The organism is Arthrobacter yangruifuii (genome assembly GCF_009192775.1).
Taxonomy (GTDB): Bacteria; Actinomycetota; Actinomycetes; order Actinomycetales; family Micrococcaceae; genus Arthrobacter_B; species Arthrobacter_B yangruifuii.
Genome location: NZ_VTFX01000005.1, coordinates 223,141 through 247,696 on the forward strand (window position 1 = coordinate 223,141; position 24,556 = coordinate 247,696).

20 protein-coding genes and 1 pseudogene are annotated in these 24,556 nt (G+C 61.4%); 15 read left to right on the forward strand and 6 right to left on the reverse strand.

What is annotated here, in order from left to right:
- Positions 1–16 precede the first annotated feature (16 nt).
- From GD627_RS11945 to GD627_RS16975, 4 genes and pseudogenes are all read left to right on the forward strand, one after another.
- The gene (locus GD627_RS11945; RefSeq protein WP_210250500.1) at positions 17–874 is read left to right on the forward strand and encodes an NgoMIV family type II restriction endonuclease; all 858 of its coding nucleotides are present in this window, start codon (positions 17–19) and stop codon (positions 872–874) included.
- Positions 875–1,185: 311 nt separating this feature from the next.
- Complete coding sequence (locus tag GD627_RS11950; RefSeq protein ID WP_152272692.1) at positions 1,186–2,283, forward strand: DNA cytosine methyltransferase; 1,098 nt, start codon at positions 1,186–1,188, stop codon at positions 2,281–2,283.
- A 390-nt stretch (positions 2,284–2,673) separates the two neighbouring features.
- A pseudogene (locus tag GD627_RS17045) lies at positions 2,674–3,285 on the forward strand (HsdM family class I SAM-dependent methyltransferase); the annotation flags it as partial.
- A 432-nt stretch (positions 3,286–3,717) separates the two neighbouring features.
- Positions 3,718–4,176: a restriction endonuclease subunit S domain-containing protein gene (locus GD627_RS16975; RefSeq protein ID WP_246165472.1), complete on the forward strand. Its 459-nt coding sequence runs from the start codon at positions 3,718–3,720 to the stop codon at positions 4,174–4,176.
- Positions 4,177–4,298: 122 nt separating this feature from the next.
- Here GD627_RS16975 and GD627_RS11960 read toward each other — a convergent pair whose 3' ends face one another.
- The 3 genes from GD627_RS11960 to GD627_RS11970 are packed head-to-tail and all read right to left on the reverse strand — an operon-like array spanning position 4,299 to position 10,086.
- Positions 4,299–7,340 carry a type I restriction endonuclease subunit R gene (locus GD627_RS11960; RefSeq protein ID WP_152272694.1) on the reverse strand — a complete coding sequence of 1,014 codons (3,042 nt, stop codon included), beginning with the start codon at positions 7,338–7,340 and terminating at the stop codon, positions 4,299–4,301.
- Positions 7,337–8,521: a restriction endonuclease subunit S gene (locus tag GD627_RS11965; RefSeq protein ID WP_152272695.1), complete on the reverse strand. Its 1,185-nt coding sequence runs from the start codon at positions 8,519–8,521 to the stop codon at positions 7,337–7,339. The genes GD627_RS11960 and GD627_RS11965 overlap by 4 nt, the downstream gene beginning before the upstream one ends.
- The gene (locus GD627_RS11970; RefSeq protein ID WP_152272696.1) at positions 8,518–10,086 is read right to left on the reverse strand and encodes a type I restriction-modification system subunit M; all 1,569 of its coding nucleotides are present in this window, start codon (positions 10,084–10,086) and stop codon (positions 8,518–8,520) included. The genes GD627_RS11965 and GD627_RS11970 overlap by 4 nt, the downstream gene beginning before the upstream one ends.
- Before the next feature lie 461 nt (positions 10,087–10,547).
- Here GD627_RS11970 and GD627_RS11975 point away from each other — a divergent pair, with 461 nt between their 5' ends.
- From GD627_RS11975 to GD627_RS11990, 4 genes are all read left to right on the forward strand, one after another.
- Positions 10,548–11,819 carry an arginine deiminase gene (locus tag GD627_RS11975; RefSeq protein ID WP_152272697.1) on the forward strand — a complete coding sequence of 424 codons (1,272 nt, stop codon included), beginning with the start codon at positions 10,548–10,550 and terminating at the stop codon, positions 11,817–11,819.
- A gap of 288 nt (positions 11,820–12,107) precedes the next feature.
- Entirely contained in the window at positions 12,108–13,556 is a 1,449-nt protein-coding gene (locus GD627_RS11980) for a basic amino acid/polyamine antiporter (RefSeq protein WP_152272698.1), read from the forward strand.
- A gap of 383 nt (positions 13,557–13,939) precedes the next feature.
- Positions 13,940–14,473, forward strand: coding sequence for a hypothetical protein (locus GD627_RS11985; RefSeq protein ID WP_152272699.1), 534 nt, complete (start codon positions 13,940–13,942; stop codon positions 14,471–14,473).
- Positions 14,474–14,674: 201 nt separating this feature from the next.
- The gene (locus GD627_RS11990; protein ID WP_152272700.1) at positions 14,675–14,932 is read left to right on the forward strand and encodes a hypothetical protein; all 258 of its coding nucleotides are present in this window, start codon (positions 14,675–14,677) and stop codon (positions 14,930–14,932) included.
- Positions 14,933–15,030: 98 nt separating this feature from the next.
- On the opposite strand, the gene GD627_RS11995 is transcribed toward GD627_RS11990, so the two are convergent.
- Positions 15,031–15,471, reverse strand: coding sequence for a hypothetical protein (locus tag GD627_RS11995; RefSeq protein ID WP_152272701.1), 441 nt, complete (start codon positions 15,469–15,471; stop codon positions 15,031–15,033).
- 284 nt (positions 15,472–15,755) lie between these two features.
- On the opposite strand from GD627_RS11995, the gene GD627_RS12000 reads away from it, so the two are divergent.
- The 3 genes from GD627_RS12000 (at position 15,756) to GD627_RS12010 (ending at position 18,294) form a co-directional block, all read left to right on the forward strand.
- Positions 15,756–16,367 (forward strand): phosphatase PAP2 family protein, encoded by a 612-nt coding sequence (locus GD627_RS12000; protein WP_152272702.1) that lies wholly within the window; start codon positions 15,756–15,758, stop codon positions 16,365–16,367.
- A 209-nt stretch (positions 16,368–16,576) separates the two neighbouring features.
- Positions 16,577–17,713 carry a YkvI family membrane protein gene (locus tag GD627_RS12005; RefSeq protein WP_152272703.1) on the forward strand — a complete coding sequence of 379 codons (1,137 nt, stop codon included), beginning with the start codon at positions 16,577–16,579 and terminating at the stop codon, positions 17,711–17,713.
- Positions 17,710–18,294, forward strand: coding sequence for a hypothetical protein (locus GD627_RS12010; protein ID WP_152272704.1), 585 nt, complete (start codon positions 17,710–17,712; stop codon positions 18,292–18,294). The genes GD627_RS12005 and GD627_RS12010 overlap by 4 nt, the downstream gene beginning before the upstream one ends.
- Before the next feature lie 177 nt (positions 18,295–18,471).
- Here GD627_RS12010 and GD627_RS12015 read toward each other — a convergent pair whose 3' ends face one another.
- Entirely contained in the window at positions 18,472–19,851 is a 1,380-nt protein-coding gene (locus GD627_RS12015; RefSeq protein WP_246165473.1) for an MFS transporter, read from the reverse strand.
- A 122-nt stretch (positions 19,852–19,973) separates the two neighbouring features.
- Entirely contained in the window at positions 19,974–20,900 is a 927-nt protein-coding gene (locus GD627_RS12020; RefSeq protein WP_146362757.1) for a LysR family transcriptional regulator, read from the reverse strand.
- Between the two features lie 128 nt (positions 20,901–21,028).
- Here GD627_RS12020 and GD627_RS12025 point away from each other — a divergent pair, with 128 nt between their 5' ends.
- The 4 genes from GD627_RS12025 (at position 21,029) to GD627_RS12040 (ending at position 24,536) form a co-directional block, all read left to right on the forward strand.
- A complete protein-coding gene (locus tag GD627_RS12025; protein ID WP_152272705.1) occupies positions 21,029–21,949 on the forward strand; it encodes a CoA transferase subunit A in 921 nt (306 codons plus the stop codon).
- Positions 21,946–22,767 carry a CoA-transferase subunit beta gene (locus tag GD627_RS12030; RefSeq protein ID WP_152272706.1) on the forward strand — a complete coding sequence of 274 codons (822 nt, stop codon included), beginning with the start codon at positions 21,946–21,948 and terminating at the stop codon, positions 22,765–22,767. The genes GD627_RS12025 and GD627_RS12030 overlap by 4 nt, the downstream gene beginning before the upstream one ends.
- A gap of 75 nt (positions 22,768–22,842) precedes the next feature.
- Positions 22,843–23,682 carry an enoyl-CoA hydratase/isomerase family protein gene (locus tag GD627_RS12035; protein ID WP_246165474.1) on the forward strand — a complete coding sequence of 280 codons (840 nt, stop codon included), beginning with the start codon at positions 22,843–22,845 and terminating at the stop codon, positions 23,680–23,682.
- A complete protein-coding gene (locus GD627_RS12040) occupies positions 23,679–24,536 on the forward strand; it encodes a 3-hydroxyacyl-CoA dehydrogenase family protein (RefSeq protein WP_152272707.1) in 858 nt (285 codons plus the stop codon). Before GD627_RS12035 ends, GD627_RS12040 begins: the two co-directional genes overlap by 4 nt.
- Positions 24,537–24,556 lie beyond the last annotated feature (20 nt).

Sequence of the window (24,556 nt, forward strand, 5' to 3'; positions counted from 1 at the left end):
AAACGCATAAAAGCGCTTGGCCGTTGCATTCACGTTGACCTCTCATTTGTTCTTCGAGGAACAGGATTATTATCAGATGACGCTTTGGGATGTTGGAACGGGACCTTACGACGGCACTGATGGAAATGCGCCATTTGCAAGTGCACTAATTGGGTGGAAAACCCTGAGGGGCGGGAGAAGGGTAGTAAATATTGCAGATTCGGACAACTCACCTTCATGTCAGCTGTCCGAACTCGTAATCGACAACCTCATTGCCTCGTCTCATAGCGCCGTGATTGGTCTCGGCACTGGCCGCCCCCTCGAAAAGGCAGTGGCAGCTTCTCTGGAATATGACTTGCCGAAACTCGACCCGAGCCGTACCTGGATGTTCGGCACTGGCTCAGAAAAGATCTCGGATTTCTTACAATATAAGCACTTGGAGAAGGTAGACCAGCTGGTAACTCAGTACGCCGAGCTCAGAACGACTTTGGGGACCGATTATCTAATAAAGCCGGACGTGACTGTAAGCCTTCCTGCCAGGCACGAATGGGAACCGCGTTTTCTGCATGCTGCGGTCTCATGCAAATGGACGATTCGAAGCGACCGAGTTCAGAATATTCGTCATGAAAACAATCAAATGATCAGGCATCGGAGGGAGCGACTCCCGCACCTGGTTACGGTTACTGCGGAACCGTTGCCTACTCGCCTGGCAGCGATTGCCAGAGGAACTGGCGAAGTAGATGCCGTCTACCATGTCGCATACGATGCCTTGGACGGAGCTATCGCAGAAGCCGGTTTTCTGACCCGGGATCAGAAGGATGCTTGGGAAGAGGTAACTGAGCAAGGGCGGGTGAGACCGTATTCTGACCTTGCGAAGACGCTGGCATTCTGGTGAAGCCAGAGTTACGTGAGAGATTGGAACCCGAGAAGAGGAGACTCGCGGGCCGTGTTGTCAGCTGTTTGTGAGGTTGCCCCGGTGTCACCAGAGGTGGTTGAGGTACTTGGGCACGGGAAATTGGCGACCCGCGCAACTGCGCTGGCAACTGAAAATGATTGCTTGTTTTCCATGGCGGCACACTAAAATGTGTAATCAATCTCATGTGAACTGTGGTTGGCGTGTTGTACCCAACGCGGGACCTACTGGCAGTGTCTCCGGATGGCGGCATGGATGCCGAAAATGTCACCTCATGGACCTAGCATGGTTACATGCATACGATGATTGACCTGTTCGCTGGCTGTGGCGGCATGACGCAGGGGTTCACAGAAGCCGGCTTCAAGCCGGCGCTGGCCGTAGAGTTCAATCTCTGGGCCGCTGCGACCTACGCCGCTAATTTTGGAGAGAGCCACACGTTCTACGGGGACATCGCCGATCTGAAAACAGAAGATATACCTAAAGCGGACCTGGTCATAGGCGGTCCTCCGTGTCAGGGGTTCTCGAATCTAGGGTCAAAAGACATTGACGACCCCAGAAACCAGCTTTGGAAACAGTATGTTCGCGTTGTACAGGCATCATCACCCAAGGTGTTTGTCCTTGAAAATGTAGACCGGTTTATGAAGTCGTCAGAGTTTCAACTACTTTTGACTGAAGTTGAATCGGGTAGCTTGCAAGACTATGAACTGTCCTATGGCCATTTGAATGCGGCTGACTATGGCGTTGCGCAGCGCCGAATTAGGACGATAGTTATCGGTTCGCGCGTAGGGAAGATTGACCTTCCGACCCCCACCCATACACGAAATCCTGGTGAGGGGTCTGACCTACTGCCGTGGGTGGGAACAAAGGAAAGAATCTGGGGGCTCCCCGAAAAGCCGGTGACAACTATGCTTCCTGAAAGTCAGACCGAATACTTCGGAGTGCAGATCCCGGGACCTTTTAAAGCCAAGGATCTTCATATTGGTAGAAACCCTACGGATCTGTCCCTCCAGCGGTACGACTATGTACCACCAGGTGGGGGTCGGTTTGATGTCCCACGTGACTTGTTGCCTCGGTGCTGGAGGGAGAAGACCACGGGCACTACCGATGTCATGGGAAGGATGCGATGGGATTTGCCTTCCCACACGATTCGCACTGAGTTTTTCAAGCCTGAGAAGGGTTCCTACCTGCATCCGCAATGGGACGAGGCTGGAAACCATCGTGTGAATCGACCGATTACTCATCTTGAGGCGGCGCTTCTACAGGACTTCCCCGAGACGTTCGAATGGTGTGGAACCAAGATAGAGATAGCTAGGCAAATCGGCAATGCGGTACCCGTTGGTCTTGCGCACGCGATTGCAACCCATGTTCGGCGTGCACTGGACAAGCCGTAACAAGTGGGGCAACCAGTACCATGCTGATCTCCGGGATGGAACGATTCTGCTGTCGGTTGTCGCCACCGTCGGCCATCAATTCGCCCCGCCGAGACGAACTGCGGATTCTTGCTATACGCCTGGGCTACCTGTTCCGGTCCCGCCATTGCTAGGAGGCACCGTTTCCTTGTAGATCATTCATATAGCTGCTCTTCGGATCGCGCACACCTAGACCCGGCGCTCAAGGGGGTGACCTCACTACCATGAGGATGTTCCGCTTGGGCGGGCAACTTCGGCTGGCGGCGTGGTCTAGCCATTGCAGACAACACAGCTTCTTTCTTCGTGCTTCTTCTAAATTCGGTTGTGACTGTTCCGGGGAGTGCGAGAGAGCTAGAAAATGCCCTGGACGACATGCTCGATCGCACAGGGTCCCAAGACCTGGTAGCGCGCACCGATCCAGGTCTTCGTTCCTTGGCTACGGCCCTGCTGGACATAGATGCCGAGAATACTGTCTTGGATGCCGCCTGCGGGACGGGAGGTTTCCTGCTTCAAGCAGCGCGGATATGTCCGGACGCGACGTGCATCGGAGTTGAGATCGATATGAATCAGCTTCGAGCTGCGGCCCTTTGCGCGCTCATCGCAGGGCTGCCCCTGGATCTGCGGCATGGAGACTCCCTACATCATGACCCCGCCAGCTCACTGCGCGCAGACAGGGTCTTTATTGACCCCCCTTTCAACGTGCGCATCAGCGATCAGGGCAGCATTGTTGGTGACCCGCGTTGGGTTTTTGGGACACCGACGATGAACTACGACTTTGGCTGGCTTCAGCACGCGATAGCACGCCTGAACGATGCTGGGAGGGCTGTTGTGGCGTTGCCGGAAGCGGACCTCTCATCAGGTGCTGGTCAGATGATACGTACCGAGCTCCTGAAGAGTTCTGCGGTTGAGGCAGTAGTCCTCTTGCCCCGTGGCTCGTACCCAGGAAGGTCAGGCGCTCCGGCGCTCTGGGCTTTGCACAAGCCAAAGGCGGGGGCGGAAACGAGCCGCGTCCTGCTGATTGACGCATCGTCAGTCGAGCACCGCGATCCCGGCTCACTGGACTGGGTTAGCGAGACGGTTAGGGAATTCCGGAACGGGCACGAATTGTCCGTTGGCATCCCTCGAGCACGCGCAGTTTCTAGCCTGGACGTTCTCATGGATGGCGCCAATTTGCTTCCGTCTCGTTGGTTGGCTGAGAGCTTACTTCCCAGCCAGGGAACACTCGAGGAGAAATTGCGCGACGTCGAAGCTGCAGTTGCCTCGTTGTCGGTCGTGGGGCCACTGCCACATGTATCTCTTGCGGAGCGAGATGGTTCTCGGGTGAAGGTCGGAGAGCTTGTATCCAACCGATCCGTCAAACTCGTTCGTACCAGGGCGCTTCCCTCGAGTGCGCAACAGGACGTAGGCACTATCCCTGTGCTTACCCCTGCGGTGCTCAGTGGCTACACAGCGGGGCAGAAATATGCGGATTCCTGGGCCGAAACGAATCAACAGCTAACCAAAGCGGGCGATGTAGCAGTGTGGATGGCCGGGGAGGCCATTCGGGTCAGGGTGCTCGCGGATGGCGGTGCTGTCCCAAGCACACAAGTCCAAATCATCAGGGTTATTGATGGCTCGTACCTGCCGGAGTACTTGGCAGTGTGTCTGGCGAGTGGGTACAACTCGCGTTTCCTGCGGGGGACCACCGTTCAGCGGCCCAATCTTCGTGACTTCGAAGTTCCTGTGGTGACCTTGGAGGAACAAAAGAGCATCGAAGAATATGTGGCACGCATTGACGGCATCCGGGATCAAATCCGTCGTGCGTCCAACTTGGCCGAGGAACTTCGGGGTTTAGTGGTTGACGCCGTAGGCGAGGGTGCCTTGCGAGTCGAGTAGGACGGGAGCCGTAAGACCCCGTAGCGCTTTGGGTTTCCGCGATCGGAACCAGTTAGTGCGAGAGGAGCCCGGCGGTACTACCGCCGGGCTCCTTCAATCCGTGGACACGGGCGACGCCATGGCTACTCGCTTCTGGCCGAGCTAAGCCCAAAGAACCGATCGAAGTACTCGCTGAGCCTCTCGAGCACCCGCTGCTTCTTCTCGCCGAGCCCTCCGGTGGGGCTGAAGCGTGACACCGGAGGCAACACCCTGGTGATAGCCGGCCCAGCCACCCGAATGCTCCCGTCGCTGAAGGCACGCCCTACGAACAGGCGGGTGGCATCCGGGCGCAGGTTCTCCGCCTCGATGATCTTCTCGAGCTCACTTTCGCGGCGCTCCTCGATGAAAGCCCGCCACTCTTCATCGATTTCCCCGGTAATCGAAACACGGTCAATGAAGGCTTCGACCAGGTCCTTCTTGTTGCGCAGGGTCGGACTGGCATCGACAGCACGGGTGATCTCGGCCCGGATCTCCTTGTCCTCGCCATCGCCGCGCTGTTCGCGGTACTTCTGGACGAGCATGAGGATGTAGTCGACGTTGATCTCAACCTGTTTGATCAGCTCGATTTCGAAGACGATGTCATCGTTGATCTGTTCCTTGTCTGCAGTTTTTTCCTTGCGGAACTCCGCGTACAAGTCCAGGTACACGCTGCGGTAGTCCTGCCCCTGCCTGTCGGTCAGGATTTCGTTACCGGCGAACTCGTCGAAGGAAGTCAGGATGTTCTGCAGGCGCAGGACTGTGCCGAACAGAGCGATGAATTCCTTCTGTGTGGATTCCCCGACAATCGGCGTCCCGAGCGGGTAGGCGGTGAGGAGCTCGTCCACCTTCTCCTGATACTCGGTGTAGTAGTCCAGATACGGCTTCAGCAGTACGACGCCACGGGCGTCCTTGTTGCCGAAGAGGGCGATGGCGTCGTTCGTCTGCTCTTCCAGATCCCGGAAGGAGACAATGTTGCCGTAGGTTTTCACGGAGTTGAGGATGCGGTTGGTCCGAGAAAAGGCCTGAATCAGGCCGTGGGCGCGAAGGTTCTTATCTACGAAGAGCGTGTTCATCGTCGTCGCGTCGAAGCCCGTGAGGAACATGTTCACGACAATAACGACGTCGATCTCCCGCTGCTTCAGCCGCAGCGACAGGTCCTTGTAGTAGTTCTGGAACCGGTCGGCACTGGTATCGAATGAGGTCCCGAACATCGCATTGTAGTCCGCGATGGCGTCTTCCAGGAAAGACCGGGCATCGTTGCTGAGCGCACCGGTATCGAACGCTTCCTCGTCGAGCGCACCGTCTTCAACGGCGTCGTTGGCGCCGTACGAATAAATCAGGCCAACCTTCAGCTTCCGGTCTGACGGAAGATCCTTCTGCTGGGCCTGAAACTCCTGGTAGTATTTTCGGGCCGCCGGAATTGAAGCAGTAGCGAAGAGGGCGTTGAACCCGCGAACCCGCTTCTCGCCCAGGGTGTAAGCCTCGGCGCGCTTCGTCTTCTGGTCGAAGTGTTCAAGCGTGTATTCTACGATCTTGCGGACCCGCTCGGGCGCGAGCAGCGCCTTCTCCGTGTCGATTGCGGAAACCTGCTTGTCGACCACGTTCCCGACCTTGACCGTGTTCACGTAGTCGATACGGAATGGCAGGACATTCTTGTCTGTAATGGCATCCACGATCGTGTAAGTGTGGAGCTTCTCGCCGAATGCCTGCTCGGTGGTCCTCAACCGCGGGTTCCCGCCGCTGCCGGCGTTCTCGGCGAAGATCGGTGTTCCCGTGAAGCCGAAGAGGTTGTAGCGCTTGAAAGCCTTGGTGATAGCGGTGTGCATGTCACCGAACTGGGATCGGTGGCACTCATCGAAAATGATGACCACGTGGCCGCCATAGATGGCGTGACCCTTGTTGGCGTTGATGAAGGTGGAGAGTTTCTGGATTGTCGTAATGATGATTCGTGCGCCAGAGTCCTCGAGCTGCTTCTTCAGCACAGCTGTGGAGGTATTCGAGTTCGCTGCGCCCTTCTCGAACCGGTCATACTCCCGCATCGTCTGGTAATCGAGGTCCTTGCGGTCGACGACGAACAGCACCTTGTCCACCGACGGCATCTTTGATGCCAGCTGGGCTGCCTTGAACGATGTCAGCGTTTTGCCCGATCCCGTGGTGTGCCAGACATACCCGCCGGCCGCCGTCGTGCCGAGCTGCTTGTAATTGGTGGAGATCTTGATCTTCTGCAGGATCCGCTCGGTCCCGACAATTTGGTACGGGCGCATGACCAGGAGCATGTGATCCGCGGTGAGCACGCAGTACTTGGTCAGGATGTTGAGCAGGGTGTGCTTTGCGAAGAACGTCTTCGCAAAGGCCGTCAGGTCTTGGATGGGTTTGTTTTGTGCGTCGGCCCACCAGGACGTAAATTCGAAGGAATTGGATGTTTTCCGGGCGCGCTTCTTGCCGGTCAGCTCGTTGATGTGCTGGCGGCGGGTGGTGTTGGAGTAGTACTTCGTCAGAGTGCCATTTGAGATGACGAACAGCTGCACGTACTGGAAGAGTCCGGAGCCTGCCCAGAAGCTGTCGCGCTGGTACCGGTCGATCTGGTTGAAGGCCTCACGGATGTCCACGCCCCGGCGTTTAAGCTCGATGTGCACCATGGGGAGTCCGTTGACCAAGACAGTCACGTCATACCGGTTGGCGTAGTTCCCGCCGCCTGCGCCCTGAGCCGTCTCGTACTGGTTTATGACCTGCAGCCGGTTGTTATGAACGTTCAGTTTGTCAAGCAGGAGGATGTTCTTGACCGAGCCGTCGTCGCGAGTCAGCAGCTGAACATGATCCTCCTGGATGCGCACCGTCTTCTCAACGATGCCTTCGTTCGCCCCAGCGAGACGCTCGGAGAAGAACTGCTCCCACTCACTATCAGAGAAGGTGATGTGATTCAGCGTCTCCAGCTGTGCGCGCAGGTTGGCGGTGAGCTGTGCCTCGGAGGTGACGGGCAAATACTCATACGCCTGCGACTGCAGCAACCGGATGAGTTCGCGTTCCAGATCCGACTCGGACTGGTACGAGCTTTCAGCCTTCGCATCCGGAACGTACTCGGCAACAACCGTGCTCTCATTCGAGACCGCAATCGGGGCGTACTTACGCGGTGCCGGCTCGCTCATGCGGCTGCTTCTTTGAAGGTCAGCAAACGGTCGCGGTAGTACTCGTATTGCTTGCGGCGGGCTGTAATCTCGGCTGGCAGACCGTAACCGAGGTCGTTCACGAGGGCGTCCAATTTGTCTAATGTCGAAGCGACGTGCTTCTGTTCATTTAATGGCGGCAGGGGAACAGTAAGAGTTTTGAGAGTGCCGACTGCAAGACCAGGCTGCGCGCCTTGCGAAACATATTGATTGAGGTTCATAGCAGTGAGCATATGGAAAGCCCAATCGATATCTATTTCCACCTTTTCGCGGGGAGTAACGACGATCGCATGTTCGGTTGCATAGAACTCGCCACTTACCCGATGAACGTTTCCGGAAAGCGCTCCCTGCCGCCCAATGAGCACTTTTTGGCCTATTTGATTACATAACGCCACATACCCGCGCAATCCATTACCTCCATAGCAGGGATAAGGATGTAGCGGATCTGCTGTCGACGAGATCTCTGCCGCAGCAATGAAGCGGCCAGAGCGCATGTCGACTAGGTCCTGCAACTGCGAGTGAGGTGCCGCCCCGCTGCTTTCAAGGAGTGCGGTGCGGTGATGCTCATATTGTTGGCGGCGGGCTTCCAGTTCCGCTTCCAATTCCGCCTTCAGTTCCGTTTCCAACTGGGTGAACTCGTCCAGTATTCGCACGATCTCCTGCTGCACCCTAAGCGGCGGAACCGGCATAACCGCGCGTGCTAGATTTTGAGTAGAGATCGCTGAGATCTTTGATGACGATATGTTCCGCCGGATTTGGTTGCGAAAATTGTCCGTCTGGAAATAGTACGCAGAAAATTTGGGATCAAGATCACTTCGAAACGCATAGCATGCATCATGGATGACGACACGCTCGTTACCCAACCAAGCAACCGCTTTGCCAATATCTTCGATAGTTTCGCCGGCAGAGGCAATTATGACATCGCCATGTTCAGCATGTCGAAGACGATTAGCTTGGGTAGGTTCGAGGTGTGAGAAGGCCTCAGTAGCCGAGGTTCCGTACTTGGTGTAAATCTCACCGTAATGGATACAAGGAACGCCGGTCTCGCGCATGTCTGCTTTGACGAATCGTTTTCCACGAGTAATGGTTCCGATGACCCCTAATTCACGCCTCGGGACACCGTCTGGGCACACCTCCTTGATCAGGTCATCAATGCGGCTCATTTCGTGCCTTCGAGATCAGCGACGATTGCGTCGATGGAGATGCGGAGTTCCTGCTGGCGGGCGACGATGCGTTTGATTTCGGCGTTCAGCTCGGTGATGTCGATAACCTCGCGGGTGTCTTCGGCCTCGACGTAGGACGAGACAGCAATGTTATACGCGTTAGAGGCGATATCCGCGTTAGGTACGAGCCTGGCGAAGTGCTCGGCATCCTCCCGGGCGGTGAAGGCGTCCAGGATCTTCTGCTGGTGCGGAACGGTGAGTTTGTTCTTGTTCCCGCCACGGGTGAACTCAGCAGAGGCGTCGATGAACAGGACGGCGTTGTCGTTCTTGGATTTCTTGAGCACGATGATACAGGTGGCGATAGTTGTGCCGAAGAACAGGTCCGGCGGCAGCTGGATCACGGCGTCGACGTAGTTGTTATCGATCAGGTATTTGCGGATCTTCGCCTCCGCCCCACCCCGGTAAAGCACACCGGGGAACTCAACGATCGCCGCAGTGCCGTTCACGGCCAGCCAGGAAAGGATGTGCATGGTGAATGCCAGATCGGCCTTGGACTTCGGAGCCAACACCCCCGCGGGCGCGAAGCGGGGGTCATTGATCAGAAGCGGGTTCGCGTCCCCTTCCCAACGGGTGGAGTAGGGCGGGTTGGAGACGATCGCTTCAAACGGTTCATCGTCCCAGTGCGCAGGATCCAGGAGGGTGTCGCCGTGGGCGAGGTTGAACTTCTCGTAGTTCACGTCGTGCAGGAACATGTTGATCCGGGCGAGGTTGTAGGTGGTCAGGTTGATTTCCTGGCCGTAGAAGCCTAAGCGGACGTTTCCCTTGCCTAGAATCTTGTCGAACTTCAGCAGCAGGGAACCCGACCCCACAGCAGGGTCATAGACCTTATTCACTGACTTCTTGCCCACCACGGTGATGCGGGCCAGCAGCTCCGAGACTTCCTGCGGGGTGTAGTACTCGCCCCCGGACTTCCCGGCACTGGAGGCATACATCTGCATCAGATACTCGTACGCGTCACCAAACAGGTCAATCGAGTGATCCTCGAAGTTCCCCAGCGGCAGATCCCCGATGGCGTCCAGGAGCTTCACGAGCTTCTCGTTGCGCTTGGCGACCGTATTGCCAAGCTTGGAACTGTTCACATCCAAGTCGTCAAAAAGGCCCTTGAGGTCGTATTCACTGTCGCTGCCAACAGCCGAGCCCTCAATGTTCTTGAAGACCTGGGCGAGCGTTTCGTTCAGATTCTCATCACGGGCGGCGTGCCTGCGAACGTTCTGGAACAGTTCCGAGGGCAGGATATAGAAGCCCTTGTCCTGGACAGTGACGTCCCGGCCGAACTCTGCCTGCTCGTCTGGCAGGACCGCATAGTTGAAGCCGGGGTTGCCCGCGGCTCGTTCACCTTCATTGATGTATGCGGTGAGGTTCTCGGAGATGAACCGGTAGAACAGCATGCCCAGGACATAGCTCTTGAAGTCCCACCCATCGACCGATCCCCTCAGGTCGTTCGCGATGCGCCAGATGGTTTTGTGCAGCTCGGCGCGCTGACCTTCTCGAGTCGTGGGTGTCATATTCTGGTGTTCTCCTGAATGCTGCGAAGCGGGCTGGTCGTACTCGGGTCTACCTTCCAATGATATCGAGGGGTCTGACAATCCGTCGCCGCCTCGCCCTTACTTGTCGGGGGAGATCGACCTTGTCCAGATGACGCGCACCTCCGACGATTGGCCATCAACCGCGGCTTTTCGAGGCGTTCCTGAGTGAGCTGGATTGCATCCCGAGATTATTCGACGTCGGCCGGAATCTGCGCGCCAGAGGGTTTCAGTACCCGCCGTCCCAACGTCTCGCTGACCACGCTCTAAGAGGAATCCGTGCGCCGCGGTCTGCGTGCCTTGATGTTCCTACGGGGCAGTGGCGCAATTTCGACAAGCACGCCGCCCCTGTCCTGACCTCGAGGGCGGCATCCGTCACCGATTCGGCCCCCGCCCCTCCGTCTGCAAGGATGCTGGTAAGCCTGCTGATAAAGGAGTTCCCCATGCCTTCCCCCGTCCCTCCCGCCCCACAAGGCACCGCCGCCGCCTACGGCGTCCACTCCGAGGTCGGTAAACTCCGCAAGGTCCTGGTCTGCGCCCCGGGCCTGGCCCACGAACGGCTTACCCCCACCAACAGGGAAGACCTGCTGTTCGACGACGTGATGTGGGTGGAGAACGCCCAGCGCGACCACGCCGACTTCGTCACCCAAATGACCGACCGCGGCGTCGACGTTGTCGAACTCCACGATCTCTTGGGCCAGACCATGGATATCCCCGAGGCACGGACCTGGCTGCTGGACCGCAAGATCATCGCCAACCGGGTCGGGCTGGGACTGGTGTCCGGCACGCGGGCGTTCCTGGACTCGCTGACCGGCGCCGAGCTGGCGCGCTACCTCATCGGCGGGCTGACGACGTCGGACGTTCCCGATGACTACCTCGGCGGCTATGTCGCCCTGGTCCGGGAATCCACCGGCCGGCCGGAGTACCTGCTGCCGCCGCTGCCCAACACCCTCTACACCCGGGACACCACCTGCTGGATCGGCTCCGGGCTGACCCTGAACCCGCTGTACTGGCCGGCCCGGCACGACGAGACCCTGCTGATGCAAGCCATCTACCTCTTCCACCCGGACTACGTTGGCGCGAAAATCTGGTGGGGCGACGCGGAAAAGGACTGGAGCCAGGCCTATCTGGAGGGCGGCGACGTCATGCCGGTGGGCAACGGCACCGTGCTGCTCGGCATGGGGGAGCGGACCTCCCGGCAGGCCATCACCCAGCTCGCGCAGGCCTTGTTCCAGGACGAAGCGGCGGAGCGGATCGTGGTGGCCGGCATGCCCAAGCTGCGCGCCGCCATGCACCTGGACACCGTGTTCACCTTCGCGGACCGGGACCTGGCCACCATCCACCCGGCCATCGTGGACGGCATCCACCCCTTCACTATCCACCCCTCGGACAAGGCCCCCGGGATGGAGATCCGGGACCACCGGGACCGCCGGTTCGTGGACGTGGTTGCCGAATCCATGGGCTACAAAAAGCTGCGCCTAGTGGAGACCGCGGGGGATTACCAGGCAACCGAACGCCAGCAGTGGGACAGCGCGAACAACGCCGTCGCGCTGGAGCCGGGCGTGGTGTTCACCTATGACCGCAACACCCAGACCAATGCGGCGCTGCGGAACGCCGGCGTCGAGGTCATCCCGATCGTCGGGGCCGAACTGGGCCGCGGCCGCGGCGGCGGGCACTGCATGACCTGCCCGATCATTCGGGATCCACTCGACTGACGACGACGGCGGCGTGCCGCGGCTGGCATTTGACCGCGGCCCCGGCCACGGTTTCGACGTGGACTCCAGCGAACGCACCGCCTGTGACGGGTACACGCCTTTCCACTGCAAGGACCCCTTCGGCAACCGCCTCCGGGCGCTGGCCGCCGATTCGGACCCCGTCGGCTCCTTCTGAGAGAATATTGGTAAGGCTGCTGACGACAAAGGAACCCCTGCAGGGAGCGGGCGGCCCATCCACTGTTGTCTAACCGGTGTGGCCTCAGCCGCCACGCCCGATTGGAAAGAACCATGTCTAATCCGTCGGCTCCGGGAGAGAAGGCTCCAGCAGCCAAACTCTCCCTGCTGACCCTCACCACTGTGGTGATCGGGTCCATGGTCGGGGCCGGGGTGTTTTCCCTGCCCCAGCGCTTCGCCGAGGAAACCGGGGTGTGGGGTGCGCTGGTCGCCTGGCTGATTGCGGGTTCCGGCATGCTGATGCTGGCCTTCGTGTTCCAGCGGCTGTCCATGCGCAAGCCGGCGCTTGATGCGGGGATCTTCGCCTACGCCAAGGCCGGCTTCGGAAACTACGTGGGGTTTTTCTCCGCAGCGGGTTACTGGGCCAGTGCCTGCGTGGGAAACGTCACCTACTGGGTGCTCACCATGTCCACGCTGGGAGTCTTGTTTCCGCAGTTGGGCGCAGGGGACACCCTCCTCGCCGTCGTGCTGTCCTCGGCCGGGCTGTGGGGATTCTTCTTCCTGATCAGGCGCGGCATCAAAGAGGCCACGGCCATTAACCGGATAGTCACGATCGCCAAGGTTGTTCCCATTCTGGTCTTCGTGCTGTTTGCTGTCTTCCTGTTCGACCCCGCCGTCTTCGCGGGAAACCTTACCGGTGCGGACTATACGGGGCCGCTGTTCGAGCAGGTCAGCAACACGATGCTGGTGACGGTCTTCGTTTTCCTCGGTGTCGAAGGTGCCAGCGTGTATTCGCGCCATGCTCGACGGCGGGAGGACGTTGGCCGGGCCACCGTCCTCGGATTTCTGAGCGTCTTTGCCATCTTTGCCTCGGTCACGATCGTTTCCTACGGCGTCCTGCCGATGGAACAGCTCGCCGAGCTGCGCCAACCATCCATGGCGGGTGTCCTGGAAGCGGGAGTGGGGACCTGGGGGGTGGTGTTCGTCAGCGCAGGCCTGGTCATTTCGGTGATGGGGGCCTACCTGGCCTGGAGCCTGATGGCAGCGGAGGTCCTGTTCGTGGCGGCCACGGAGAAGGACATGCCGCGGTTCCTGTCCCGGGTCAGTGATGACGATGTCCCGGTCAACGCCCTGCTGCTGAGCACCCTGCTCAGCCAGCTGGTAATGGTCATCACCTACTTCTCCGGGGACGCCTTCGACTTCGCACTGGACATGACCGCGGTCCTGACGTTGTTTTCCCTCCTTTTCGCGGCTCTCTACGCCCTCAAGCTGGGTTGGAGCGGGGAAACGTATGAAGGAGCCCCGAGCCGCATCCGACGGGGCGACCTCGCCATTGCCGTCATTGCCACCATTTATTCAGTGTTCCTGGTCTATGCCGCCGGGCTGCCCCTGGTGCTGCTTTCGATGATCTTCTACGCCCCCGCCACCGTTCTGTTCGTGATTGCCCGCCGTGAACAAGGGCAGCGCGTTTTCCGGGGAGGGGAGCTGGTTCTCTTCCTCATCACTTTGGCAGGAGCCGTTGCAGGCGTGCTCGCCCTGACCCGGGGCTGGATAGTGCTCTAAGCAGAGGGCATGCCGCGTCCTGCGGTATGCACCCGCCCCCCAACGGGGACCTTTAATAAGCTGTCGATCCGCCCTAGCATGGAAATATGGATTCGGCGGATGAGGGCCGGGGCAGAAGGCTAGTTGCCGATCACCTTTACCGAAGGCACGGCATCTGGCTCCCGGGTCTATCCGGACTTTCCCATGGTCCCGATTCGAGCTGCCCGCGGGCGATGAGGTGACGGGAGTCTGGGCGGTCACGACCACCGGAGCGGACCGCCTATGTCCGTCCACGAACTTGTCGCCGCCACACTCACTGACCCGGCGCTGAAAAGTCCTCTAACAACTCTTGTATACCGACGGCGTAGAGGCCGATGTTATGACCTCTTGAGGGAGTAGGCCACGTGGCACTGAACAAGAAGAAGGTAATCATCGCGATTGCAGCTCTGGCCGTCGTTGGCGGCATTGGAAGCGCAATAGGAAACACCTCCACCGAGGAGACTACGGCTCCCGTGACGTCAGCACCCGCACCCGCTGCCACCACGGAAGCCCCTGCCCCTTCAACAGAACCTCACGACCCGGCATCTGAAACCCCCGCCCGCGCAAAAGAGTCCGTCCCCGTACAGGTCGCCGACGACGCGGACTCCGCCGATATCGAAACCGTCCTGAGCGGCTTCCCGGGCGACGGCGAGGGCTACATCGTGCTCGACTCCGCAGCCGCCGACCACCCCGAAGGCACCGTGGTTGGCCTGGAGGTCGAAACCCCGCTCGGCACCACCGAACGTGGCGTTTGGATACTGCTAACTAACGGCAGCGTGCAGGCGGCGAACACGGAAACCAAGGAGGGTACCTCGGCATCGTGGCCCGTACGTAAGGATGCCCCCTACGCTCTGGACGACGAGGTTGTCTCCGTCGACATGACTCTGGGTGCTAACTGAAAAGCAGATTGTCGCTGCGGCTGGTTGTGGCCTACCCACGCCTCCGAACGCCAAGAGGGAAGCATTGCAACCGGGCTTCGTGTTCACCTATGACCGCAACACCCAGACCAACGCGGCCGGGCGGCGGGCACCGCATGACCTGCCCGATCATCCGGGACGGGATCGACTAAACGACGACGGCGGCGCCGATAGTATTTGACCATGAGTTCTGAAGAAGTCACCTGTGTCATCTGCAGTAAGCCGGGGGTCATCACATGGACCATCGACGGCGGGGGAGTCGCCGGTACTGCGGACCTCTGCGCCGTGCACAGTAAGCCCCTCATTGATGCGGTGGCGGCAGCGGAGAATAAGCCCGAGCGGGCAGACATCCCCGAATGGCAGAAGGCGACCCGGCTGCCCCGAAAAACCACACGCAAAACCGTTCTGGAACCACTCGACTGGACCCCGCCGGAGGATTAGGTAAGGGCAGGGCGTCAGTGAGATGAATAAACTGACGCCCTGCCCTCAATGTTGATTGCCGCAGTGGCTAAACGTCCGCCCAGTGCCTAAACACGGCGTCAGGCCCCGGGACTCTTCGGCTCCCGGATAATCCACTCGTCCTGCTCGGTCCGGGGCACATAGTAGAAGCCGCCCTTCCGGCTAGCTGAGTTTGGCGGTGCATCCTTGTGGTAGGCCACCACAACGTCGCTGGCAGCCAGATCCTGCAGCCAGTCCTCCAGAAGCTTGGCTTCATGAGCAGAGAGTTCCCCGCCGGCCTTCTGCTTGGTGATGCTTCTGAAGCGGTCCATGACGGCTGTGGATTTATGCTCGTCGGCGATCTCCCACGGGAGAATGTCCTTATAGGTGGCACGTGTTTCGGTAAACCCGGCACGTTCGAGGGCCTTCCAAACACCGGCTTCCGTGACGCCGTATTTTTCCGCAATATCGATAAGTCGCATGCCCTGCGCCCTGAGCTGGCGCAGCGTTGTGTTGTCGGGGAGTTTGCGTGCTGCTGGCAATGTGTTCCTTCGTCAGATCCTGAAAATTCCTTGAACGCCCCGCCGGCTGCGGGGCCGGGTCAACAAGGTGCCATGGGGATGGGTCCGCATGTTACTTCCTTTCGTCGTTCTTGCATCCACGTTAAACTATCGAATCCATGAACGTCAAATCGTGGATCTACGTAATCCAATCGTTGTGGCCGGGAAAGCGAATCTACCGTCGACGCGGCGGAGGTCTCCCAGCCTTAACGACGGCCTTGCGCATGGACCCAAGGGTGCCAATCCCACCCCAGTAGAATCGACGGATGCCCGAAACCCCGCAACACCCCGCACCGCGCACCTCCACGGCCTCCACCCGGCTGGCGCGGATCGTCACCGAAACCACCGCCCCGGCGGTCCTCGTGGGGATCCTGTTGCTGCTCCAGCCGCTGCTCACCCCGGGCGTGACCTGGCTGCAGGGCATCACAGCGGCGCTGTTCACCGTAGGGCTCCCGTTTGCCGGGATCCTGGTGCTGAAAAGGCGCGGCAGGGTCACCGACCACCACGTGGGCGTACGGACCCAGCGGGCACCGATCCTGGCCGCCTCCGCGGTATCCCTGGGTATCGGGGCGCTGCTCCTGGTCCTGCTGGACGCCCCTGCGGCGATGTTCGGTGAGATCGGCGGCGTCTTCATCGGCATGATGCTGTGCCTGGCGGCGAACCTGGTGTGGAAGCTGTCGGTGCATTCGGCCGTCGCCGCCTACGTCGGCCTGGCCCTGCTTGCGCCCATCCCGGCGGTCGGCGCGGCGCTGGCCCTGCTGCTGGCCTCGGCCACGGGCTGGTCGCGCGTGAAGCTCGGCGACCACACCCCCACACAGGTCCTGGCCGGACATATCGCCGGCTGCCTGACCTTTGCCGCAGCCCTGCTGCTGCCCTGATCCGGGGCTCTTGATCCGCGGTCCGGAAGAGCGTTTCCCGCAGTCATAAGTCTTGTTACAAACCCTTAACGATTTTCGCCCCTTCAATGAGCCGTTAATAGACCGTTCCAATTAACAGAAGAATGAGTGAAAGACAAACCAGCCGAATCTGGATGCTGTGACGCCCGAAGCTACGTGGGGCACCGTGACGGTTGTCATAATGTGGACGGATGACTCAGACAGCATCCAAGAGAGTTCGTGCCGGCACGGTCATCACCATGATGGGGGCAATTCTCGCCTACCTGATCGGCTCCGGTTTCGCCACAGGGCAGGAGGCCCTGCAGTACTTCGCGTCCTTCGGGGCGGGCGGTGCCGCCGGCGCCCTGGTGATTAGTTTTTGCCTTTATTCCTACGTCACCGCGGTGGTTCTCCGCGATGGCCGCAACCTCCGGTTGAAATCCGGAAATGCGATCTTCGAGTATTACTGCGGAAAGTACATCGGCAAATTCTTCGGCGTTTTTGCGCCCTTGTTCTTCTTCTGCCTGTTCGCGGTCATGCTCTCCGGAGCCGGTGCCGCCCTCAACGAGCACTTGGGCTGGAACAGTCAGGTGGGAATCCTGGCGATGGCGGTGGCAGTGCTGCTGACCGTGATGATGGGGCTGAATGGCCTGGTAGGCGTTGTGTCCAAACTCGGTCCCGTCATCGTCGTCCTGTGCCTCGTCGTCGGCATCATCGGTATCGCCAGGAGCCCGCAGGGGATCGCGGCATCAGCGGATACCCTTCCCGCCATCGACGTTCTGCAGGCGGCCCCGAACTGGGCCGTGTCCGGATTGAACTACCCGGGACTGGGGATCCTGATGCTGGTCCCGTTCCTTGCAAGCCTGGGCACACGAGTCCGCACTGACCGGGAAGCCGTCACCGCCGGACTGGCCGGAGCCATGACGTTTGTGGCGGCGGTTGCCGTGGTGGCTTTCGGGCTGCTGGCCAACATCGGTGACGTGTATGACAAGCAGATCCCCTTGCTGTGGGTTGCCAACCAGATTTTCTCCGGCGCGGGCAGCATCTTCTCGGTGGTCCTCTTCGCAGGCATTTACACCACCGCCGTTCCGCTGCTGTGGACGGCGATCAACCGGATCGAGACAAATGACAAGAGCAACCGGGCCAAGCTGTTCGCCCTCATTGCCACGGTGGCAGCGGTGCTGTTGGCGCAGGTGCCGTTCGCGGAACTCGTCAACGTCCTGTACCCGGTTGCCGGTTACCTGGCACTGGTCCTGGTGGGATGCATTGTCATCCGGCAGATCCGAAACCTCCGGGACCGAAAGCGGGGGACCGACGTCTATGCCGTCGAGTTCGAGCGCGTGAAGTGAAGACGGCAGAACACCGGCCCGGCCTCCAGCTGTTCCCGGCCGCGCGCTGGTATTCCAGGCTCCTGCCGCCGGCCCTGGTGCTGGCGGTCCTGGTCACTCTGGCCGGAATCGAGGCCGGGCTGGGGCCGGTGGGAGTGGCAGTGCTGCTGGCCGGCGTGGTCGGCGTGCCCGGCGTGATCTACAAGGGCACCAAGGCGGCGTTCCGACGCCGCGGCATCCCGGACAGCCGGCGGACCGCGCTGGTGGCCGCCCTGATGCTGGCCGCCGTCGTCGTCTGCTTCCTGCTGCCCGTACCGGCACCGGTGCCGGAAACGGTGACCGGACTGCTGATCGGCAACGTGGCCCTGGTCTTCTTCCGACGCTGGCTCGATGTCTCGGCCCATGTGTCGGTGCTGACCTTCGCCGTGCTCTGGACGACGGCGACCTACGGGGCGGGCTGGGCGTGGCTGTGGATGCTGTCGCCGCTGATGATCCTCAGCCGGGTGTCCCTCGGCGAACACACCCGGCACGAGGCACTGTCCGGCGCGGCCCTGGGCCTGGCCACCTTCGGCTGCTTCCTCGCCATATTGGCGCAGCACTAAGACGGCCGACGACGGCGCTCGGGCTGCCGCCGTCGACGTGATTGGCGACGCCGGCGCGGTCAACTACATCCACGGCACCATCCACTCCTCCTGGAAGGTGGCCACGGAGGTCTAAGGCAGGCACACAAAAAGGCTCCCGAATCGGATTCGGGAGCCTTTAGCATGTGGAAAGGAAAATCAGGACCGCACTGTGGCCGCCGGGGCCTCGGCCGGGGCTTCCTCATCGGTGCTGAAGCTGTCCATGCTGCCGTAGGCGGAGCCCTGGTTGGCGGCCCGGGCGAGCAGGCCGAGCACGCAGCCGATGGTCAGCCCCACATGGACCAGCGCGAGCGCCACCACGGCGTAGATCGATCCGCTGACGTTGAGCAGGTACTGGCCCATCATTGGAGCGGTGCCGGCAAACAGGGTGGAACTGAGCTGGTAGCTCAGCGAGATTCCGGTATACCTGACATTTGGCGGGAAGGATTTGGCCAGGATCCCTGCCAGCGCCGCGTAGTACATCGAGTGCGGGATGGTTGCCACTGCCATGCCCACCACGGCAAGGAGGTAGTCGCCGGTGCCGATCATGACGAACATCAGCGGCAGGAAGAGCAGCTCCGGTACCAGCAGCAGCAGCACCGCCTTACGCAGGTCCATCTTGGAGGCAATGACGGCGCCGAAGGGCTGGACGCAGAACTGGACCACCAGGGAAATCGTGATGATGGTCAGGAACGTGGTCCGGTCAAAGAGGCCACTGTCCACGGCCCAGGCCAAGGCGAACGTGCCCTTGAAGTAGGTGGCCGAGACGGCAATGATGCAGGCGCCGATTCCCAGGACGACGATGCCCTTGGACTTGCGCAGCACCTCTGTGAACGGCGTCTTGGCGACGGTCTTGGTCACCATGAGCTGCTTCATGGCCGGGGATTCCTCGATGCTCAGCCGGATGAACAGCCCGATCAGCACGAGGACCGCCGAGAGCAGGAAGGGAATGCGCCAGCCCCAGCTGAGGAACTGCTCATCGGGTAGCTGGGCCACGGCCAGCCACACCAGGGTGGAGAGCAGGTTGCCCATGGGGGAACCCTGCTGCGCGAAGGCGCCGTAGATGATGCCCTTGCCCTTGGGCGCGTGTTCGGCGGCCAGGACGACGGCGCCGCCCCACTCGCCGCCCATGGCGATGCCTTGGATGAGGCGCAGGAACACCAGGATCACGGCGGCCCACATCCCGATCTGCTGGTAGGTGGGCAGCAGGCCGACGGCGGTGGTGCAGACGCCCATCATCAGCAGTGTGGTGACCAGTGCCTTCTTACGTCCGAACTTGTCACCGAAATGGCCGAAGACCACGCCGCCGAGGGGGCGGGCCAGGAAACCCACCCAGAAGGTGGCGAACGCCGCCAGGGTGCCCACTGCGGCATCTTCCGCGGGGAAGAAAATCTGGCCGAAGACCAGGGCCGAGGCCGTTCCGTAGGCATAGAAGTCATACCACTCGACGGTGGTTCCGGCGAAAGAGGCAAAGCCGGCCTTTTTCGCCATTCGGCTGCGCGTTGCGGCGTCAACCGAGGGTGTTTGTACAGTGCTCACAGCAGCTCCGAGACAAGTTGTGGGGGGTGCGTGTTTTGGATCACACGTAAATGCTCCATTTACCCTGCCAGTACTTAGTGAGAGCGTCCAATAACCAATCCGACCAACAGTCGGTGGGAATCCTACTCAATCATCATCGGGCTGCTGCTTTTGATGACGTCCGGTGTGGGCAGCACTTCTTCTGCAATCTTCAATACCGCCTGGACGGCGGCTGAGGCATTGTCTTTCCGCCAGGCCAGGACGGCCGCCATGGGAGGAATATCGTCGCTGAAATTCCGGTACACCAGTCCGGGTGTGCTGATGTGCTGGACGGAGGAAATGGTAATGGTGACGCCCACGCCGGCTGCCACCAACCCCAGGATGGTGTAGGAATCCGGTGCCTCCTGCATGATGCGCGGGGTGAAGCCCGCATTGAGGGCCACCTGGATCAGCGCATCCCGCACCGTGGAGCCGCGGGTGCCGGGAAAGGTCACAAAGGCTTCCTCGGCGAGGTCCGCGGCCCGGATGGTTTCCTGGGCTGCGAGCGGATGGTCGGAGGGGAGTGCTGCCACCAGCTCCTCATATTCGTAGATCCGGGTGTCCAGCGCCGAATCCCGCACCGGCATCCGGGCGAAGCCGATGTCCAGGCTGCCCGCGCTGACCTCGGACAGTGCGGCTCCGGCATAGGTTTGCCCCTGCAGGACAAGTTCGATGCCCGGCTGGGCGGCCCGGACGGCGCGGGCCAGTTTCGGCAGGGCAGCCCGGCTGCTGGCTCCGGCGAAGCCGACCACCACCCGCCCCACGATCTCCGAACTTCCCAGCACTGCCGCACGCTTGGCGATCTCGACGTCGGCCAGCACCTGGCGTGCCGGGCCCAGCAGCGCCGCGCCCGCGTCGCTGAGCGTCACGGAGCGCGTGTTCCGGTGGAAGAGCTGCACCCCGAGCTCTTTTTCCAGCTGCCGGATTTGCTGGCTGAGGGCGGGCTGGGCGGTATGCAGGCGTGCTGCCGCCCGCCCGAAGTGAAGCTCTTCGGCGGTGGCGACGAAGCCGATGAGGTGCCGCAGTTCCATGACGTTTCCTGCCTTCGAAAAACTATTGAGTTCAATTACTTATCACACAAGGCAGTTTTAGGTATTGGACCGCTATAGATCGCCGGTGCCAGTATGGGGCAAATGAATGTTCCGGAGGCAGATCAGCTATGACCGATAAGCAGTATTCCCTTCACGATGCCATCGCCGAGTTTGTCAAAGACGGCGACACCGTGGCGCTGGAAGGTTTCACCCACCTGATTCCGTTTGCGGCCGGACATGAAATCATCCGGCAGGGGCGCAGGGACCTGACCTTGGTGCGGATGACCCCGGATATCGTGGCCGATCAGCTCGTGGGCGCGGGCGCCGTAACCAAGATGGTGTTTGCCTTCACCGGCAACAGCTCGGTCGGGTCGCTCTACGCCATCCGGCGCGGGGTGGAAGCCGGCGGGCCGGGCACCCTGGAGCTGGAGGAGTACAGCCACTACGGGCTCCTTGCCCGCTACCAGGCCGGGGCCATGTCCATCCCCTTCATGCCGGTGCGTTCCTACGCCGGCAGCGGCCTGCCCGGGGTCAACCCGAACCTGCGCAAGGTTGCCTCGCCGTTCGATGCCGAGGTGGAGACCTATGTGGTTCCGGCACTGAATCCCGACGTCGCGATCATCCACGCACAGCGCGCGGACCGGCACGGCAACATCCAAAGCTGGGGGATTCTCGGTCCCCAGCAGGAGGCCGCGTTTGCCTCCAAGCGGACCATCGCCCTGGTCGAGGAGATCGTGCCCGATGAGGTGATCCGCTCGGATCCGAACCGCACCGTGATCCCGGGCTTTGCCGTGGACGCAGTCGTCCAGGTTCCGTACGGAGCCCACCCCTCCTTTGTGCAGGGGTATTACGACCGCGACAACACCTTCTACCGCTCCTGGTCTGCGATCAGCAAGGACCCGGACCGGCTGGAGGCCTGGCTGCAGGAATGGGTCCATGACACGGGCGACCATGCCGGCTACCTGGCCAAGCTCGGCCCCGATTTTTTTGTTCCGCTGACGCCGGAGCCCCACATGTCCACCCCGGTCAACTACGGAAGCGTGCGATGAACCCCCTCACGGCCCAGCCACCCGCAGGCACCCTGCCAGCCTCAGGCGCAGGCACCGCCGCCTACACTTCCAGCGAACTGCTGGCCGCCGTCAGCTGCCGGCAGCTGCGGGGCACCCGGCGGGTCTTCGCCGGAATCGGCCTGCCCACCCTCGCCGTGGCGCTGGCGCAGAAGTCCACCAGCCCGGACATCGAGCAGGTCTACGAGTCAGGGGTCTGCGGAGCCCATCCGCCCAAGCTTCCGGAAACCATCGCCGATGCCTCCCTGGCCACCGGCGCGGAAGCCATCCTGACCATGCCCGTGCTGTTCGGATACGTGCTGCAGGGCGGCTGGATTGACGTGGGCTTCCTCGGTGCAGCCCAGATTGACCGCTACGGCAGCCTGAACTCCAGCGTGATCGGCGACTGGCATGCCCCGGACGTCCGGCTGCCCGGCTCCGGCGGAGCCGCCGAAGTCATGGCCAACTCAGCGGAGGTGTTCGTGGTGATGCGCCGCCACGACCCCAGCTCGTTTGTGCTGGAACTGGACTTCTGCACCAGTCCCTCACCCGCCGTCGCCCGCCGGATGGATCCGCTGGTCCCTGCCCAGGGGCGCGGCGTCACTACGGTGATCAGCGACCTCGGCGTCCTGAAGGCCGACGACGACGGCGAGCTCTGCCTGGCCTCCGTCCATGAAGGCGTCACCGTGGAACAGGTGATTGCCGCCACCGGCTGGCCGTTGAAGGTCCTGCCCGGCCTGAGCGTGACGCCGGCCCCCACGGAGCAGGAGCTGCACCTGCTGCGCCATGAAATTGATCCCGGACGCGTGTACCTGCGCTAAGCGCGGCCACTTCGGCGGCTGGCTGGCTGCCGGTCCTGACGCAGTCCTCCCTCCATACTCGAAAGCGAGACCTCCTTGTCGCAGACACACCTGTTCGCAGGCGCTGCCTTCACCACTGTCCTGGTGACCGAAGCTGATGACCGGGTGGAGGTGAAACTGAACCGGCCCCAGGTGCGCAATGCGATCGACCAGGCAATGGTGGATGACCTGCATGCCCTCTGCGCCGTCCTGGAGCAGCACCCGCGCATCCTGATCCTGACCGGCTGCGAATCCGGCGGCCGGGGAGTGTTCGCGTCCGGCGCCGACATTGGGCAGCTGCGCGAGCGGCGTCGGGACGATGCGCTGGCGGGGATCAACTCCACGGTTTTTGCCCGCCTCGCCAAGCTGCCGATGCCGGTCGTCGCCGCCCTGGACGGCTTTGCCCTCGGCGGCGGCGCGGAGCTCGCCTACGCTGCCGACTTCCGTCTGGCCACGCCCGCGCTCAAGATCGGCCAGCCCGAACCCGGGCTGGGCATCCTGGCCGCCGCCGGTGCCACCTGGCGGCTGAAGGAACTGGTGGGGGAGCCGCTGGCCAAGGAGATGCTCCTGGCCGGGCGGGTCCTCGGGGCTGAAGAGGCCCTTGCCGCCCGGCTGATCACGGAAATCCATGCGCCGGAGGCCCTGCTGCCGGCCGCCCATGCCCTGGCCGACCGGATCGCGGCGCAGGATCCGCTGGCGGTGCGCCTGACCAAGAGCGTTTTCGCCGCACCCCGGGACGCCCATCCGCTGATTGACACGCTGGCTCAGGGCATCCTCTTTGAATCCGAAGCCAAGTTTGACCGTATGCAAGCCTTCCTGGACCGCAGTGCGGCCCGGAAAGCGGGAACCAACTCCGCTGCCGAAGGGCAGCCCACCGATCAGAAGGAAAAAGCATGAGTACCGATCAGAGTGTCCCGGCCCGGGTAGGGGTCCTGGGCGGCGGCCGAATGGGCGCCGGAATAGCCCACGCCTTCCTGACTGCCGGCGCGCACGTGGTGGTGGTCGAGCGCGATCAGGAATCAGCGGAATCGGCCCGGTTGCGCGTTGAAACAGCGCTGGGTAAGAGCGTGGAGCGCGGCAGCAGCACCGAAACCCTGGAGGCGCTGGCCTCCCGGCTGTCCGTGTCCATCGACTACGCCTCGTTTGGCGGCTGCGGGCTCGTGGTGGAAGCCGTCCCGGAGGACTTCGACCTGAAATCCACCGCGCTGAAGGCCGTTGAAGCCCAGCTTGGCGCCGACGCCTGGCTGACCACCAACACCTCCTCCCTTTCCGTGGACCGGCTGGCAGCTGAGTTATCCCGCCCGGAACGGCTTTGCGGGCTGCACTTCTTCAATCCCGTGCCGTCCTCGCAGCTGGTGGAAGTGGTTTTGGGCAGCGCAACCGCCGACGAGCTGGCCGCAGCGGCCCGCAGCTGGATCACGGCACTGGGCAAAACCGCCGTCGTCGTCAATGACGCTCCGGGCTTTGCCTCCTCCCGCCTTGGCGTGGCCATTGCGCTCGAAGCCATGCGCATGGTTGAGGAGGGCGTGGCCTCGGCGGAGGATATCGACGCGGCGATGGTTCTGGGCTACAAGCATCCGGTGGGGCCGCTGCGGACCACCGACATGGTGGGGCTGGATGTCCGGCTGGGTATCGCCGAGTATCTGCAGGAAACCCTGGGGGACCGGTTCGCGCCGCCGCAGATCCTGCGGGACAAGGTGGCCCGCGGTGAACTTGGACGCAAGACCGGCAGGGGATTCTTCAGCTACTGATCCGCCGTAGACAAAGGGAA